13 protein-coding genes and 2 pseudogenes are annotated in these 16,354 nt (G+C 58.9%); 13 read left to right on the top strand and 2 right to left on the bottom strand.

Going from position 1 to position 16,354, the window contains the following annotated elements; translation table 11 throughout:
* Positions 1-124: 124 nt before the first annotated feature.
* Positions 125-1,156, top strand: coding sequence for a LacI family DNA-binding transcriptional regulator (locus NLY36_RS20530; protein WP_023736284.1), 1,032 nt, complete (start codon positions 125-127; stop codon positions 1,154-1,156).
* Positions 1,157-1,659: 503 nt separating this feature from the next.
* Here the strand turns inward: NLY36_RS20530 and NLY36_RS20525 are convergent.
* A complete protein-coding gene (locus NLY36_RS20525; protein ID WP_023736282.1) occupies positions 1,660-2,685 on the bottom strand; it encodes a LysR family transcriptional regulator in 1,026 nt (341 codons plus the stop codon).
* A gap of 238 nt (positions 2,686-2,923) precedes the next feature.
* Here NLY36_RS20525 and NLY36_RS20520 point away from each other — a divergent pair, with 238 nt between their 5' ends.
* The 12 genes and pseudogenes from NLY36_RS20520 to NLY36_RS20460 all read left to right on the top strand — a co-directional run bounded on the left by NLY36_RS20520 (position 2,924) and on the right by NLY36_RS20460 (position 15,602).
* Positions 2,924-3,517 carry a NodA family N-acyltransferase gene (locus NLY36_RS20520; RefSeq protein WP_023736281.1) on the top strand — a complete coding sequence of 198 codons (594 nt, stop codon included), beginning with the start codon at positions 2,924-2,926 and terminating at the stop codon, positions 3,515-3,517.
* The gene (gene nodB / locus NLY36_RS20515) at positions 3,514-4,173 is read left to right on the top strand and encodes a chitooligosaccharide deacetylase NodB (protein WP_023736280.1); all 660 of its coding nucleotides are present in this window, start codon (positions 3,514-3,516) and stop codon (positions 4,171-4,173) included. Before NLY36_RS20520 ends, nodB begins: the two co-directional genes overlap by 4 nt.
* Positions 4,174-4,187: 14 nt before the next feature.
* Entirely contained in the window at positions 4,188-5,546 is a 1,359-nt protein-coding gene (gene nodC, locus NLY36_RS20510) for a chitooligosaccharide synthase NodC (RefSeq protein ID WP_023736279.1), read from the top strand.
* A gap of 35 nt (positions 5,547-5,581) precedes the next feature.
* Positions 5,582-6,190, top strand: a complete 609-nt coding sequence (gene nodS, locus NLY36_RS20505; RefSeq protein WP_023736278.1) for a nodulation methyltransferase NodS — start codon at positions 5,582-5,584, stop codon at positions 6,188-6,190.
* A gap of 35 nt (positions 6,191-6,225) precedes the next feature.
* Positions 6,226-6,459 (top strand): annotated as a pseudogene (locus NLY36_RS20500) (carbamoyltransferase N-terminal domain-containing protein); the annotation flags it as partial.
* A 55-nt stretch (positions 6,460-6,514) separates the two neighbouring features.
* Positions 6,515-7,426: a nodulation factor ABC transporter ATP-binding protein NodI gene (gene nodI, locus NLY36_RS20495; protein ID WP_023736276.1), complete on the top strand. Its 912-nt coding sequence runs from the start codon at positions 6,515-6,517 to the stop codon at positions 7,424-7,426.
* 3 nt (positions 7,427-7,429) lie between these two features.
* Positions 7,430-8,218 (top strand): ABC transporter permease, encoded by a 789-nt coding sequence (locus tag NLY36_RS20490; RefSeq protein ID WP_023736275.1) that lies wholly within the window; start codon positions 7,430-7,432, stop codon positions 8,216-8,218.
* A gap of 66 nt (positions 8,219-8,284) precedes the next feature.
* A complete protein-coding gene (locus NLY36_RS20485) occupies positions 8,285-9,235 on the top strand; it encodes a LysR family transcriptional regulator (protein WP_023736274.1) in 951 nt (316 codons plus the stop codon).
* 899 nt (positions 9,236-10,134) lie between these two features.
* Positions 10,135-10,647: pseudogene (locus NLY36_RS20475) on the top strand (beta-barrel domain-containing protein); the annotation flags it as partial.
* 721 nt (positions 10,648-11,368) lie between these two features.
* Positions 11,369-12,169 (top strand): calcium-binding protein, encoded by an 801-nt coding sequence (locus NLY36_RS20470; RefSeq protein WP_031249252.1) that lies wholly within the window; start codon positions 11,369-11,371, stop codon positions 12,167-12,169.
* A 369-nt stretch (positions 12,170-12,538) separates the two neighbouring features.
* Entirely contained in the window at positions 12,539-14,314 is a 1,776-nt protein-coding gene (locus NLY36_RS20465) for a type I secretion system permease/ATPase (protein WP_245260296.1), read from the top strand.
* Positions 14,289-15,602: an HlyD family type I secretion periplasmic adaptor subunit gene (locus NLY36_RS20460; protein WP_286461338.1), complete on the top strand. Its 1,314-nt coding sequence runs from the start codon at positions 14,289-14,291 to the stop codon at positions 15,600-15,602. The genes NLY36_RS20465 and NLY36_RS20460 overlap by 26 nt, the downstream gene beginning before the upstream one ends.
* 283 nt (positions 15,603-15,885) lie before the next feature.
* Here NLY36_RS20460 and NLY36_RS20455 read toward each other — a convergent pair whose 3' ends face one another.
* Positions 15,886-16,116, bottom strand: a complete 231-nt coding sequence (locus NLY36_RS20455) for a hypothetical protein (RefSeq protein WP_023736267.1) — start codon at positions 16,114-16,116, stop codon at positions 15,886-15,888.
* Between the last annotated feature and the right edge of the window lie 238 nt (positions 16,117-16,354).

The raw sequence follows: 16,354 nt of genomic DNA, 5'->3' as shown, positions 1-16,354 counted from the left end.
GGAATGATGTTCGTCCAACACGCTGTTGGCCGTTCGTATGGGACGTTTTCACTTTGCCACCCGAAACCGAAACCCGTTAGGCGACAGAGAGCCGGCCGGCGTCAAAAAGATCAGAATAGGACCTATGACCAAGCGCCCCACAATTGCCGATCTCGCCCGCGAAGCCCGAGTCAGCGTAGCAACGATCGATCGGGTTCTGAACGCCCGCCATCCGGTGCGCGAGGAGACCGCGCGGCGGGTCCACGACGCCGCCCACGCGATCGGCTATCATGCTGCCGGGCTAATCAAGCAGCGCTTGCGGCGAGACCTACCGCACTACCGTCTGGGCTTCATCTTGAGAAAACCGGCCCAGCATTTCTACCAAGATTTTGCGCGCGAGGTCGAAGCATCGGTCAATTTGGCCCAGTCCTTCCACGGCATTCCGCTCGTCGAATTCGCCCCGTCACATATGCCGAGCGACCTGATCGCGCGGCTCAAGGATTTGGGCGCACGCTGCCATGCGATCGCGATGGTGGCACCGGACCACCCGAAAATTACAGCAGCGGTTGAGGACCTCAAGGCCAAAGGCATTCCGGTTTTCTCGCTGCTTTCCGACTTCGCCGCCGGCGTGCGACAGGGGTATATCGGCCTTAACAACCGCAAGGTGGGGCGCACGGCCGCTTGGATGGTGTCGAAGGTCGCAAAACGGCCCGGCAAAGTGGCGGTTTTTGTCGGCAGCCATCGTTTCCAGGGGCACGAGCTCCGTGACGTCGGCTTTCGCTCCTATTGCCGTGAGAACGCGCCCACGTTCGAGGTGCTGGATCCTGTCATGAACCTCGAGAAACGGCAGATCACCTACGAGGCAACGCTTGATCTCATGCAGCGAGAGCCCGAGCTCGTCGGCTTCTATGTCGCCGGCGGCGGCATGGAGGGCGCCATCTCCGCGCTCCGAGAAGAGGGCAAAAGTCGCGATCTCGTCGCGATCGTGAATGAAATCACGCCGGAGTCTCGGGCGGCGCTCGCAGATAATATCGTCACGATGGCGGTCGCCACGCCAATGCGCCGACTTTGCCGGGAGCTGATAACGCTGATGACGCGGGCTATCGAGACCGGCACCGCTGAAACACCCGGACAGACATTTCTCCCGTTCGACATCCATCTGCCGGAAAATATATGAAACTCATGGACTCTATCGTGAGCGGGGAGTTTCCTTTCATAAACGAGAGAAAGTTGAATGTTGATCCCATCCCGCGGGGTGGCCGCACCCACGGACCTCAGCCGGGCAGAATGTAGCGCCGATTAGATGAACGGATCGGCCACGCGTTCAGGCAGAAGCGCGGGGTCAATTGCCTGGGTCCGCAGCGTCAAGCTCGACCGGCTTCATTGCCAAGTGCCCGACTTTCTCGGTGCAGGGGACTGTCGTCGACGCCAGTAGCCGAGCGAGGCTGGCACAGATGATCGACCACGTGGACCGCCATCTCCTCGCCTGGCCGCGCGTGAAAAGCCGCGGCAAGGCCTGCGACGTTGGCATTTAAGTGGGGCTGAGCATCTTCTGGGACTCCGCAAGCAAAATCGGAGGCGGCAGTCAATTCAGTAGCAACCCAGGGCGTGTGTTCTGCTCGTTCCTGGCCCTCGTACTTGACGATCAACTGCGCCGCTCTGCTGGGCAAGGCCCGGTGTTTAAGTGGGGCTTAACATCTTCCGGGACTTCGCACGCGAAATCGAGGTGGCAGTCGGTACCAACAACCGCAAGGTCGGATCGGCGTGCCCGAGACGCTCATTGATTTCAGGCAAAGGCGCCAGGCTAGATGCCTCCTGCAACATCATTTCCCGCATCCACATGCTTGCCGGATCAGTATTGTGAAGCTCAGGCCATTGGACGGCCTCCGTGAATGCGGGAGGAGGAAGTGGCGGCGGAAGTTGGACAATCCGCAGGGGTGTTGTTTTTGCGAAATGCTGCGCCAGCCGTAAGGGCATGGTCCCGATGCGGTTGCTGCCTGACAGGACGGGCGCGATCAGGCTAAAGCCCTGTACGACGACCTCGACACGTCTCTCGAAACCGTGCTCGAGCAAATACCATTCCTCCATGGTGGGCTGCCGGGTGTGCCTGAATTTGAGCACGACATGCCCCATGGACAAGTATCGCTCGAATGTAAGTGGCTCTGACAGCTGCTTGTTCGTGCCGCAGCCTACGCATACGAGCATATCTTCGAACAGGACTGCGCGAGGATGTTTCGACATGAACACTTCCGGCATAATCAGAAAATCAAGGTCGCCGCGCCGGAGAAGCTCCTCGGGGTCGTCGCAAATAGGCAGACATTCAAAGCGAACGGCGGGTGCTTCCCGCGCAGCACGCTCTACGATCTTCTTAAAAAATACGAGCGTGATGTAATCGGAAAGCATCATTCGGAAGAGACGATCCGATTGGGCCGGGTTGAAAGCGTCGGAGGAAATAATCGATAGCTGGATGTGCAGCAATGCCTCCCGGACTGCTGTGGCGAGCCCGTCGGCGCGCGGTGTCAAAATGAGCTCGCGGCCGTTCATCGTAAATAGCTCATCGTTGAAATAGGCGCGTAACCGAGCAACGGCGGCGCTCATGGCCGGCTGGCTCAGGTTGATACTGCGAGCCGCGGCAGTGACTTTACGCTCCCTCATCAGAGCGTCCAGCACAACGAGGAGATTTAGATCGAGTCCCTTGAAACGCATGTCATGTTCTATCCAACGCGTGGATGCGTATCATTCAAACAATCAATTTTACGAATTTACGAGCCATGCATTAGAGGAACGTTAATGAGCGACGTCAAGCTCAAATCGACGACACGGGCCGGAACTTCGAGAGAGCGTCTGGCTCACCTTCGCCAACGACAACGGCTGAATGCAGCCAACAGCGCCGCTTTGGTCGGGTAATGCGGCCGCAAAAAACCAATATGAAGAGAGGTCCTGAATGCGCCATCAGGTGCAGTGGAAGTTGTGCTGGGAAAACGAATTGCAGCTCTCCGATCACGTTGAGCTCGCCGAGTTCTTTCGTGATACGTACGGGCCGACTGGGGCGTCCAACGCAGAACCGTTCGAAGGTAGTCGAAGCTGGGCCGGAGCCAGGCCTGAACTCCGCGTGATCGCCTATGATTCAAGTGGTGTAGCGGCTCACATGGGCATACTGCGCCGTTTCATCAAGGTTGACGCGGTCGACCTGTTGGTGGCTGAGCTGGGCCTGTACGGGGTACGCCCGGACCTTGAGGGTCTCGGAATCGCCCATTCAATCCATGTCATGCTTCCAATACTGCAGGAGCTTGGCGTTCCATTCGCTTTCGGAACGGTCCGGGACGCGCTGCGGAATCATGTTGAGAGGTTCGGGCGGCGATACAGGCCTTTGGCCGTTTTGTCGGGAATTCGCGTCCGCTCGACCCGACCAGAGGCCCGCCTCGACCTGCCGCCCACACGCATCGATGACGCACTCACCATTGTTCTGCCGGTTGGACGGCCGATCAGCGAATGGCCCACGGGCACGATGATAGATCGGAACGGACCAGAGCTATGAGCCGTCCCGATTGCTTGTACGAAGTGCGCCGTGAGTGCTCTGACGGCACCGGCCGTCGCAGCGTTTATCTGACGTTTGACGACGGTCCCAATCGACTTTTCACACCGGAGATTCTCGATGTGCTGGCAGAGCAGCGGGTGCCGGCGACTTTCTTCGTCATCGGCGCCTACGCCTTAGAGCACCCAGATCTAATCCAACGGATGATCGCAGAAGGGCACGAGGTAGGCAACCACACGATGTCTCATCCGGATCCGTACCAATGCGGTTTCGGCGAAGTGCAACGTGAGGTCTTTGAAGCGAACGACGCCATCATGAGAGCGTGCCCGCAGGCCTCGGTGCGCTATGTTCGCGCGCCCTACGGCGCCTGGAGTGAAGAAGTCTTCACAGCGTCACAGATCGCCGGGCTGGCGGCCCTCCATTGGTCCGTCGACCCTCGAGATTGGTCTCGCCCTGGGGTCGACGCGATTATCGATAAAGTGCTCGCCTCTGTCCGGCCGGGCGCAATCGTACTCTTGCACGACGGATGCCCTCCCGGCGAGTTGGGCCGGGGCGCTCACGCCGGTCTGCGCGACCAGACGGTCACGGCGCTGTCCCGGCTGATTCCAGCATTGCGTGAGCGCGGATTTGTAATCCGCTCACTTCCTCAACATCACTGAACAAACGAGATCCCATGACTCTTCTTGGTACAACCAGCACTGTGGCCATATCGCTTTATGCGCTGCTCTCGACTGCTTATAAGAGCATGCAGGGGCTTTATGCTCTGCCGACAAACGACTCATCGGCGTTGGAGGTTCTCGTCGGCTCCGATCAACTGCCCAGCGTGGATGTCATCGTCCCCTGCTTCAACGAGGATCCGCGCACGCTTTCAGAGTGCCTGGCTTCCATTGCCGACCAAGAATACGCCGGAAGAATTCGGGTCTATGTGGTTGATGACGGTTCTGGAAATCGCGAAGCCTTAGGAACTGTCCACGAAACCTACGCGCGCGACCCTAGGTTCGACATCATTTTGCTTCCCGAGAATGTTGGAAAGCGCAAGGCGCAGATCGCCGCGATACGCCGCTCATCAGGGGATCTGGTGCTTAACGTTGATTCAGACACGTTACTCGCGTCCGACGTCATTGCCAAGCTTGTACCGAAGATGCGAGATTCAGCGGTCGGCGCAGTCATGGGTCAGTTGACGGCCAGTAACCGGACCGAGAGCTGGCTGACCAGGCTGATAGACATGGAGTACTGGCTGGCTTGCAACGAGGAGCGCGCGGCGCAGGCTCGCTTCGGTGCCGTTATGTGCTGTTGCGGCCCATGTGCCATGTACCGCCGGTCTGCGCTCCTTTTGTTACTGGACCAGTACGAGTCGCAGTTTTTTCGGGGCAAGCCAAGCGACTTCGGTGAGGATCGCCATCTTACTATCCTGATGCTGAAAGCAGGCTTTCGAACCGAGTACGTTCCGAGCGCCATCGCGGCCACAGTCGTCCCGAACAGACTAGGACCGTATCTGCGCCAACAACTCCGTTGGGCACGAAGCACATTCCGGGACACGCTGCTTGGGCTGCGCTTGCTGCCCAGCCTGAATAGCTATCTCACGTTGGACGTGGTCGGACAGAATCTCGGCGCGCTACTCCTCGCCATATCGGTATTAACGGGCCTCGCACATTTCGCACTGACAGGCTCTGTGCCTTGGTGGACAGGACTGATGATTGTGTCCATGACCCTGCTCCGATGCAGCGTGGTAGCATTTCGTGCCCGACAGTTTCGATTTCTGGGCTTTTCGCTGCACACGTTCATCAACATCTTTCTCTTGCTTCCGTTGAAAGCCTACGCGCTGTGTACATTGAGCAATAGCGATTGGCTGTCGCGAGGCTCTGCTGTCGCTACATCGAACACTGGGGGAAAACAGGCCCCCACCCAAACTCCGATCACTGGTTCCAGCAGGGCAGAATTCTCGCCGCATGCGGCTCCGCTTCGCAGGCTCAATCTTGCGCGGGATTCTTCGGAATTAGTGCTGTCGGGCAACATTTGCGGCGACGAGTGATCGCTAATTACCTAGTGGACGAGAGGTGCACGAGTTTGACCCAGAACGTGAATCATCAGTTGCTTGATCGGGAATTGGCCGCAGACGATCCGTGGCTTCTCGACGGCAATCCGTTCGAGCGGAAGCGCCACACGCAAATGCTCCAGCTGGCGCTTGCCCAAGGCTCCATTTCAAATGCCCTCGAAGTCGGGTGCGCTGCCGGCGCATTCACGGAAAAACTAGCCCCCTACTGCCAAGGGCTCACCGTCATCGATGTCGTGGCGCAAGCGATTGCTCGAGCACGTCAACGGATAAACGAGCCGTCGCGCATCAACTGGATAGTCTCCGATGTTCAACAGTTTTCGACCGACGAGTTGTTTGACCTGATCGTTGTGGCGGAGGTCCTCTACTATCTCGAAGACATAGCCGAGATGCGCGAGGCCGTCAAAAACCTGGTGCGGGTGCTTGCGCCAGGCGGGCATCTGATCTTCGGATCGGCAAGGGATGCTAATTGCCGTCGCTGGGGTCACGCCGCTGGTGCTGAGCCGGTCATCGCCATGCTGAACGAAACGTTGATCGAGGTAGAGCGTCTTGAGTGTCGGGGCGAGTCGGTCAACGAAGACTGCTTGCTCGTCCGTTTCCGGAACCCGCTTTCCGCTTCCTGATGAATCGAATCTATCGCCGTTAACCTGGAGACACTATGCGCATCTGTGGTACCAAGCTGACCCATGATGGGGCGATCGCCCTGGTCGAGGATGGACGGCTCGTCTTCTGCGTTGACCAGGAAAAGCGGCACAACGATCCGCGTTACCCAGCCATCGATAATCTTGACGCAATTGTCGCCGCTTTACCGGAACAGGGGCTAAATCCTTGTGATGTCGATCAGTTCGTTATCGACGGCTGGGATGGCGAAGACGAGTCACAGTTTCAGGTCCGGCAGGCAACCAAGCAACCGCCAGTCTTGGCGTCCCTCTCGGTAAAATGAACCCATGTCCATGGTAGCGATCGATCTTACTGACGTAAGCAAAACTTATGACAAGCTCGTTGTCGACAGACTGTCGTTCCGCGTTGCGGCGGGGGAATGCTTCGGGCTCTTGGGACCGAACGGCGCGGGCAAAAGCACGATTGCGCGTATGGTCCTCGGCATGACATCGCCCGATGCGGGGAAGATTACTGTGCTCGGCGTTCCAGTGCCGGCGCGCGCGCGTTTGGCACGTATGCGCATCGGCGTGGTCCCGCAGTTCGACAATCTTGATACCGCGTTCACTGTACGCGAGAACCTGTTGGTGTTCGGGCGCTACTTCCGGATGAGCAGACGCCAGATCGATGCGGTCATACCATCGCTGCTTGAGTTCGCCCGCCTCGAGAACAAAGCGGATGCGCGCGTCGCCGAACTGTCCGGCGGCATGAAGCGGCGCCTGACGCTCGCGCGTGCGCTGATCAATGACCCGCACTTGCTGGTGATGGACGAGCCGACCACCGGCCTCGATCCGCAGGCCCGCCACCTGATCTGGGAACGGCTGCGATCGCTGCTGGCGCGGGGCAAGACTATTCTTTTGACTACCCATTTCATGGAAGAGGCCGAGCGGCTGTGCGATCGGCTGTGCGTTATGGAGGAGGGGCGCAAGATCGCCGAAGGCCGCCCGTCCGCACTCATTGACGAGCAGATCGGCTGTGACGTGGTCGAGGTCTACGGCGGCAATCCGCATGAACTGGGTGCGCTGATCCGGCCGTACGCACAGCGCATTGAGGTGAGCGGTGAGACGCTTTTTTGCTATGCACCCGATCCGGAGCAGGTGCTGGCGCAGCTACGCGGGCGCGCGGGTCTACGCCTTCTGCAGCGTCCTCCCAATCTCGAGGATGTGTTTTTGCGGCTAACCGGGCGCGAGATGGAGGACTGAACAATGGGCGAACGTTATGCGGCGGGCATGCCCGCCAATGCGTGGAATTGGGTCGCGGTTTGGCGCCGCAACTATCTTGGATGGAAGAAAATCGGGCTTGCATCGGTGCTCGGCAACCTCGCCGATCCGATGATCTATCTGTTCGGTCTCGGCTTTGGAATCGGAACAATGATAGGTCCTGTTGAGGGCACTTCGTACATTGCGTTTCTCGCGGCTGGCATGGTTGCCACAAGCGCGATGGCATCGGCGACCGCTGAAACGGTTTACGGGAGTTTCGGCCGCATGGGCGACCAGCGCACCTGGGAAGGAATGCTATGCACTCAGCTGACGCTCGGCGATATCTTACTCGGCGAATTGGCGTGGGCAGCCACCAAGGCCCTGATGGCGGGCACAGCAATCACTATTGTTGCGACCACGCTAGGCTACGCATCGTGGCCATCCATCCTCTGCTTGCTGCCAGTCATCGCTCTCAGTGGCCTCGCCTTCGCGAGTCTAGCGATGGTCGTCACGGCGCTTGCGCCCAGTTATGAATATTTCATATTTTATAATACGCTTGTTATAACACCCATGCTGTTCCTTTGCGGCGCGATGTTTCCGGTCAACCAATTGCCCGGCGCTTTTCAGGACGTCGCCTCCTTGTTGCCGCTCGCACATGCAATTGACCTCATTCGTCCGGCGATGCTTGGCCGTCCCGCCGGCAGCATGGGCCTGCATATCGGCGCGCTTTGCATATACACGGTTTTGCCGTTCTTCCTATCGGTTGCTCTGTTTCGTCGTCGGCTGATGCGTTGACGCTCTCACCATTCGTGAAATTGATTGTTTGGGCGATACCCATCCACGCGTCGGATAGGTCAATGCATGCGTTTTAAGGGACTCGATCTAAATCTCCTCGTTGTGCTGGACGCTTTGATCAGGGAGCGTAAAGTCACCGCCGCAGCCCGCAGTATTAACCTGAGTCAGCCGGCCATGAGCGCCGCCGTCGGTCGGTTACGCGCCTATTTCAGCGATGAGCTATTTACGATGAACGGCCGCGAACTCATTTTGACACCGCGCGCGGAGGGGCTCGCCACAGCAGTCCGGGAGGCATTGCTGCACATCCAGCTGTCGATTATTTCCTGGGACCCCTTTAACCCGGTCGGATCGGATCGTCGCTTCCGCATCATCCTTTCCGATTACCTCACACTCGTATTTTTTAAGAAGATCGTAAAGCGTGCTGCGCGGGAAGCTCCCGCCGTCCGCTTCGAATGTCTGCCTATTTCCGACGACCCCGAGGAGCTTCTCCGGCGCGGCGACGTTGATTTTCTGATTATGCCGGAAGTGTTCATGTCGAAACATCCTCGCGCAGCCCTGTTCGAAGATATGCTCGTATGCGTAGGCTGCGGCACGAACAAGCAGCTGTCAGAGCCACTTACATTCGACCGATACTTGTCGATGGGGCAGGTTGTGCTTAAATTCGGGGACACCCGGCAGCCCTCCATCGAGGAATGGTATTTGCTCGAGAACGGTTTCGAGAGACGTATCGAGGTCGTCGTACACGGCTTTAGCATGATCCCGCCCCTTCTATCAGGCACCAGCCGCATCGGGACCATGCCGTTGCGGCTGGCGCAGCATTTCGCGAAATTAACACCCTTGCGGATTGTCGAACTTCCGCCGCCACTTCCTGCCGCATTCACGGAGGCCGTCCAATGGCCTGCGCTTCACAATAATGATCCGGCAAGCCTTTGGATGCGGGAAATGATGTTGCAGGAGGCATCTCGTATGATTGCCCTGCCTAAGAGCACCGGACGTCTCAGTTGTCGGCCGAATTGAGAAACTGACCCCTCGGTTATGGGAGGAGGCATGGATGGCGATTGGGATTGGGCGATTCCTGCATTGTCGAGAACGATGCAGGGAGAGCAGATCCTTCAGCCTGAAGAGGTGGCAGCGATGCTGCGGCGGCATGAGGTTGGCGGGGAACCGACGGGCGAAGGAATTCGGGTGCGCGCGCAACACCGTGCATCGGCATCTAAGCGAGGGCGGGACTGTTCCGTTTCGCAAGCCCGTGCGGCCGACGGCGTTTGACGGACTGGACGATTGGCTGCGGGAGCGCTTCTTCCCCCATGGGTCGAGCCGGATGACGATCTCGACCCGCTCCAGATGCACCGGGAACGCCTTGCGCGGTCGCGCAGCACGTCGCGGCTCGCCTGTCGGTCTTGCGGCCTTGCGGCCTCGAGTTCGGACTCAATCGCGCCGAGCCCGGTCTGGATTCGAAGGCAGGCCTGCTGGGCACGTTCGAGCTTCTCGGAGCTGCGACCGAAGCGCCGCGCTCCAGCTGCTTGACGATCCCTGAAGGTCGGCGAGCCTCTCCTGGGCACGCTCGTGTGTCGCCATCCGGACGATCTCGGCCTTGAGTGTTCGCTCCGGAGTTGTTGCAGTTCGGCCTTCTCCGCCGCCATGGGGACGAATATCGCCTTGAGCGGAACGATTTCGTGGAGACGGGCCAAAGCGCTTCTCTTCATGACGCCGACAAAAGCTTATTTTGCACGGCCAGAGGCCCGCCTTTTGCGCCTGAGTCACTTCGCCACGGCCTATCCGGCCGACGTCGGACGCCGTCTCCGTTCGGCTTAAGCGCGCCAGTCCATGCCTTCGACGAGCGCCATCAGTTGGGCGCGGCAAGCCGGATCACGCCGTTCTCCACCCGCGCCCAGCGGAACTTGTCCTCGTCCAGCGAGGCGCAGGTCGGGGAGTATGGTGAGCGCAAGGTGGCGGCTGAACAGGAACTGCGACGGATCGATATCGTCGCGCCGCAGTCAGGCACCATTCAACAACTCGCAGTTCATACGCTCGGCGGAGTGATTACGCCCGCCGATCCGATCATGCTAATCGTGCCGGAAGGCGACGATCTTGCGCTGGAAGTACGGATCACCCCGAAGGACATCGACCAAATCCAGCTTGGTCACAAGGCCGTGCTGCGGATGTCAGCCTTCAATCTGAGAACCACGCCGGAATTGAACGGATATGTCAGCCGGATCGCAGCCGATCTGGCGACGGACGAAAAAAACGGCATTTCGTATTACCTGGTGCGTCTATCGGTTCCGCATGCGGAACTGACGAAGCTCAAGGACCTGACGCTCGTGCCCGGCATGCCGGCCGAAGCGATGGTCCAGACGGGCGAGCCTACGGCGCTTTCCTATTTTGTGAAGCCGCTGTCGGACCAAATCAGTCGGGCATTCCACGAGTAATGAAAGTAATTCTGTTAGCTTGGCGTAGGCCGCGTCGCGTAGAGCCCGTGCGGCCGACGTGCGGAAGCTGTCGTTCCGAGATCCTTGAACTCTCGGCTCGCGCGAACGCGCTCCCTAATGTTCCATTGCTCGCAATGGGCAGTGCTGGCGAGATACTCGGCAACACAGCCCTATGCCTGTTCTTCCGAGGCCGGCTTGACGGTGAGCGAATGCGTAACGCAGCTGTGAGGACCCGTCAGTTGTCGTTTCAGCTCGGCTTCGGTCAACTTCGACAGCCTGTCGGCGAAAGGCGCTATCACGAGACCATTGGCGGCAAATTGCCCCCCCCTGTTGCGCGGTAGCAGCATGCGTGTCGGGGAAGGAACCGTCTCCGGCCCCCATTCATCGCTGAGCCGCGCCGTACCCGCCGCCACCGGAACTTGTCCACGTCCAGCGCTTACGGTGCGGGTATGCCGGCGTCGAGCAAACAGAGAGAGGTTTGGGCCCAACCAGGGCGGCCGGTTACCAAGTTTTCCTCGTCCGCTTGAGTGTGAATGTTCGGGTCGATCGTCTGGGCGCGTCCCCGCCGCCTGCGAGCCCGCTACTGCTCAGCGGAAGGGCGAAGTGAACGTGAATGCATCCATTTCGTAAATGTGTGTCTATCCAAGCAATCGATTTCTCTAATTACCCGATGGGCAATATGAACGCGTCAGGCAGGGTGCATCATTAGGAGTATTTTTCGATGGCAAACATTATCGAGGGTAGCCCGGATGCCGAAACACTCCTCGGCACAAAGGGTGAAGATTGGATGGAGGGTTTCCAGGGCGGTGACTGGATTGACGGTCGTGGCGGCAACGACGAGATCTCGGCTGGCCCGGGCAGTGACCGAGCCCTTGGCGGCGAGGGTAACGACCGCATCTTCGGCGGAGATGGCTGGGACGATCTCTCCGGCGACAACGGCCGCTTCAACGCGCGCGTCTCCGGTGAGGACAATGACAGGCTCAGCGGCGGTCCCGGCCAGGATGTCCTCTACGTGGGTGACGGCCAGGATACGTTGACCGGGGGCACCGACAATGACACGTTCGTGTTCCAGTTCCACAATCCGGTGCCTGGGGTCAATCCGAGTGTCGGGTCGAAGCCGGACATTACCACTATCACCGATTTCAACCCGGCGGAGGACAAGTTCGCCTTCGATGCGGTGGGCCTCTACAACGACGGTTTTGGCGCGAACTTCGTCAACAACGCCAGCATACAGTCCGGCTACCCGGTGAGCAGCTTCTACAGTGGCGCGGCCTCGGGTGCGAACGGCGAACATGTCGTGGTAATCACTGGCGAATCTTTCAACTCTGCTAATGAGGCAGCGAGTGCGATCTCCGGCGAGCACGCCGGCGACATCATTGTCTACCAAAGCAGCTACACCGACAGAGTCGCAACTCTGGCCTATGTCACCGCCGACGGCAGCGCGCACGAGTTCGCCCACCTGGGCGGTGTGGTCACCGTGGCCGACCTAGGCCTGACCGCGTCGGACTTCACCTTCGTTTGATCCAGAAAAACGATACGGAACAGCGCCCCGCCCCCTGGGCGGGCGCTTTCCCTCTCCGCTACTTGCGATGGGCCGGGGCGCCGGGAGCAGTCGCAGCGTGTACAGCTTGACGAAGCCCTGCACGTCGCGCTGGTCGTACACCGAAATCTCCCTGAAGGCGTCTGTTCGGGCCCTTGCGGCCGGCCACGATGAATCCCTTCCAAACCTTCAGCCGGACGGTGTCGTTGTTGACCCGCTCCATTAGATGCCAAACCAAACAAATTCGGCGGGAGCACTGATCCTGAATCAGCGAGTCGGTTGCCGCTCGGGGAGCAATATAGGGAGCTGGGTCGCCAGATCCTCACGGAGACCTACGTGAGTAACCATTCCTTGAAGGATTCAGCTTTGAGACCTTTCCCTCTGACTTCCGCTATTTGGGGAATTCTGTTGATCAGCGGCGTGGTCAACGTGCTTGCGCTGATCTCGCCGCTGTTCATGCTTCAAGTCTATGACCGCGTTCTGGCAAGTGGCAGCGTATCGACGCTGGTGGGGCTCGTCGTGCTTGCTGCGGGGCTTTATGCGTTCCAATGCTTGCTCGACATTTTGCGCGCCCGCGTGCTGCTGCGGATTGGCGAGCGTTTCGATGGAGAGTTTTCCGGACGCGTTCACAATGCGATCGTTCGCCTTCCGCTTTCAACGCGCATGCCGGGCGACGGCTTACAGCCGCTTCGCGATCTCGACAATGTTCGCGGCTTCTTAGGTGGAAATGGTCCGACAGCGTTCTTCGATCTGCCATGGATGCTGCTTTATCTTGGCATTTGCTTCCTCCTTCATTTCTGGATCGGCATGACGGCACTTATCGGGGCGGTCGGCCTCACATCTCTGACACTCCTTGCCAACACTCTCTCGCAACGGCCGATAAGCGATACCGTTTCCCACAACATGGCACGCAATGGTCTGCTGCAAGCAGCGCGTTGCAATGCCGAGGTCGTGCAAGCTCTCGGTCTTGGAAAGCGGATCGCTGCCCGATGGCAAAAGGCCAATGCCAAGTTTCTGGCCGCCAACCGGAAAGCTGGGGACGTGGCAGGTGGGCTGGGTGCCATTTCAAAATCGCTGCGCGTGCTGCTGCAATCGGCCATTCTTGCCGTCGGCGCGTACCTTGTCATCAGACAGGAGGCTACGGCCGGGGTTATGATTGCCAGTTCGATCATGATGGGGCGCGCGCTGGCTCCGGTCGATCTGGCCATTTCAAGCTGGAAACCTTTCCTCATGGCGCGCCAGGGTTGGGCGCGGCTGGAGGAACTCCTGGAAAAGGTTCCTGAATCCGCTGCCGTTATGCCAATGCCTGCACCTGAACGCGAACTGCGCCTCGAAGGCGTGACAATCGTTCCGCCCGGCGCAAGGAAGCCGACCGTGACCGGCCTTGCGTTTGCCATTCAGGCGGGAAGCGCACTCGGGATCATCGGTGCATCGGGCTCGGGCAAGTCGACACTCTCGCGCGCCATCGTCGGCGCATGGGCGCCGGTCGCCGGAAAAGTTCGCATCGACAGCGCAAGCCTCGATCAATGGGACCGGGAAGCACTAGGCCGTCATATCGGCTATCTGCCGCAAGGTGTTGAACTGTTCGACGGCACCATTGCCGAAAACATCGCTCGTTTTGAAGATAATCCTGACCCTGAGGCTATTGTCGCCGCGGCGAAAGCAGCGGGCACGCACGAACTGATCCTCCGATTTGAGCACGGCTACGAAACTCCGATCGGTGAGGCCGGATCGGCACTTTCCGCCGGGCAGCGCCAGCGTATCGGCCTTGCCCGTGCTCTTTATCGAGACCCTTTCCTTGTTGTGCTGGATGAACCCAATGCCAATCTCGATTCGGAAGGCGAGGCTGCGGTCATTAAGGCGATCGCCTCCGTGCGCGAGCGCAAGGGCATTGCGGTTGTCGTCGCCCATCGGCCCAGCGCCATCCGCGCCGTGGATTTGGTGTTGGTGATGGAAGGTGGACGGCAGCGAGCATTCGGTGCGCGTGATGAAGCGCTTTCCAAAGTCCTGAAGGGGACAGCGATGGCACGAGGCGCTGGCGTCAACGCCATCGAGTCTACACAGGATCACGTGGGAGAGCGCGCTGACATGGAGGATCCCGGTGTCCGGCATTCATCAGAACAATGACATTTCCAGCTCCATTCGCCGCCACCTGGTGGCGGGCCTTCTGGCGAGCGTAATCTTTGTGGGAGGAGCCGGAGCCTGGGCGGCCTTCACGAATCTCTCCGGTGCGGTTGTCGCGTCCGGACACTTTGTCGTCGATTCCTATGTCAAGAAGGTGCAGCACCCGACCGGCGGGGTGGTGGGAGAAATCCTGGTGCGCGAAGGCGATAAAGTGAAAGCCGGCGACATCCTCATGCGGCTCGATGCCACCCAGACGCGCGCCAATCTCGCCATAGTCACCAAGCGGCTCGATGAGCTCGCCGCCTACCAGGCAAGACTCGATGCTGAACGTGACGATCTCGCGGAGATCGCCTTCCCGGACTGGCTGCTCGCCCGAAGAGATGTTCCGGACGTAGCTTCGGCAATACATAGCGAGACGCTGCTGTTCGAATTCCGCAGACAATCCCGCGACGGAAAGCAGGCGCAACTGGCGGAACACATTACTCAATATCACCACGAGATCGAAGGATTCGAGGCGCAGGAAATTGCCTGTGAAAAAAGGATCGAGGTTCTCCTAAAGGAAATTGCTGTTCTGAGTGGGCTGCGCGACCAAGGCATTGTCTCGGACCAACGGTTGAACAGCCTGAAGATCCAGGTTGCCACTTTCGGTGGTGAACGCGGTGAGAAGATCGCACATCAGGCACAGACAGCAGCCCGCATAGCCGAAACGCGCCTGCAGATCCCGCAGATCGATCAGGATTTCAAGACCGAAGTCGGCCAGGAGCTCAGAGAGGTTCAGGCGCAGATCGGGGAGTATGGTGAGCGCAAGGTGGCGGCTGAACAGGAACTGCGACGGATCGATATCGTCGCGCCGCAGTCAGGCACCATTCAACAACTCGCAGTTCATACGGTCGGCGGAGTGATTACGCCCGCCGATCCGATCATGCTAATCGTGCCGAAAGGCGACGATCTTGCGCTGGAAGTACGGATCACCCCGAAGGACATCGACCAAATCCAGCTTGGTCACAAGGCCGTGCTGCGGATGTCAGCCTTCAATCTGAGAACCACGCCGGAATTGAACGGATATGTCAGCCGGATCGCAGCAGATCTGGCGACGGACGAAAAAAACGGCATTTCGTATTACCTGGTGCGTCTATCGGTTCCGCATGCGGAACTGACGAAGCTCAAGGACCTGACGCTCGTGCCCGGCATGCCGGCCGAAGCGATGGTCCAGACGGGCGAGCGTACGGCGCTTTCCTATTTTGTGAAGCCGCTGTCGGACCAAATCAGTCGGACATTCCGGGAGGAATGAAATAAGCCACAGAAATATATTGTTGTATTTCTTGGTTTCTTTGAGAGTGGTAACACCTGAAGGCACAGACATATTTCCTCATTTGCCTCTGGTCACCACTTCTTTCTGTAGTGAATTTAGCATCTTAACGTACCTCAAATGCAGAAATGTCCGCGTTTCATGTTGCAACTGAGTATCCTTGGTTTTCAATGGTTTTTAATGGTGCGCGACATGAAAGGCGACATGAAACACCGCCACCAGCGGCAGCGGGCTGTTCGTTTCTCTTCTGCGGAATGAAAGTCAGTCAGTGCCGCGTGGCTGACATCGCCTCGAACATATCCCAAGCCTCATCTCGGTTTCGGTGCTTGCCGGGAATGCGGACCCAGCACTGCTTCGCAAAGATCCGAGCTTCTAGATCGTCATCAGGATGCGTATCGGTCATAAGCGCCGTCCAGTCCCACTTCCGGGCTTCGCGGCGCATCACGTCGACCACAAACCAGCCGGAAGGCGGTCGATCACGTTCGGTGGTTCGCATGGCAGTTTCCTTCTGAACGAAAGATCCATCTCGACGGTCTCTTCACCTGTGGGTGCAATGCATAGGAAGGTCAGAATCTCGCGGGAGGCGTCGGCTATGGCGCTTCAACTTGCTGTTCTTTGAAAGATCGCATCACAAAATGGTGTGGCGGTCTGAGCAACTGCCTCCCCGTTCGAACATCGCGATGATGATCATGCGTCCGCCGCAGCACGGGCACGGAAGCGCAAGCCGTCCGGTT

The organism is Mesorhizobium sp. C399B (assembly GCF_030323185.1).
Lineage (GTDB): Bacteria > Pseudomonadota > Alphaproteobacteria > Rhizobiales > Rhizobiaceae > Mesorhizobium.
Note: the sequence above shows the minus strand (reverse complement) of the source record. Positions and strands in the feature narration are given on the sequence as shown.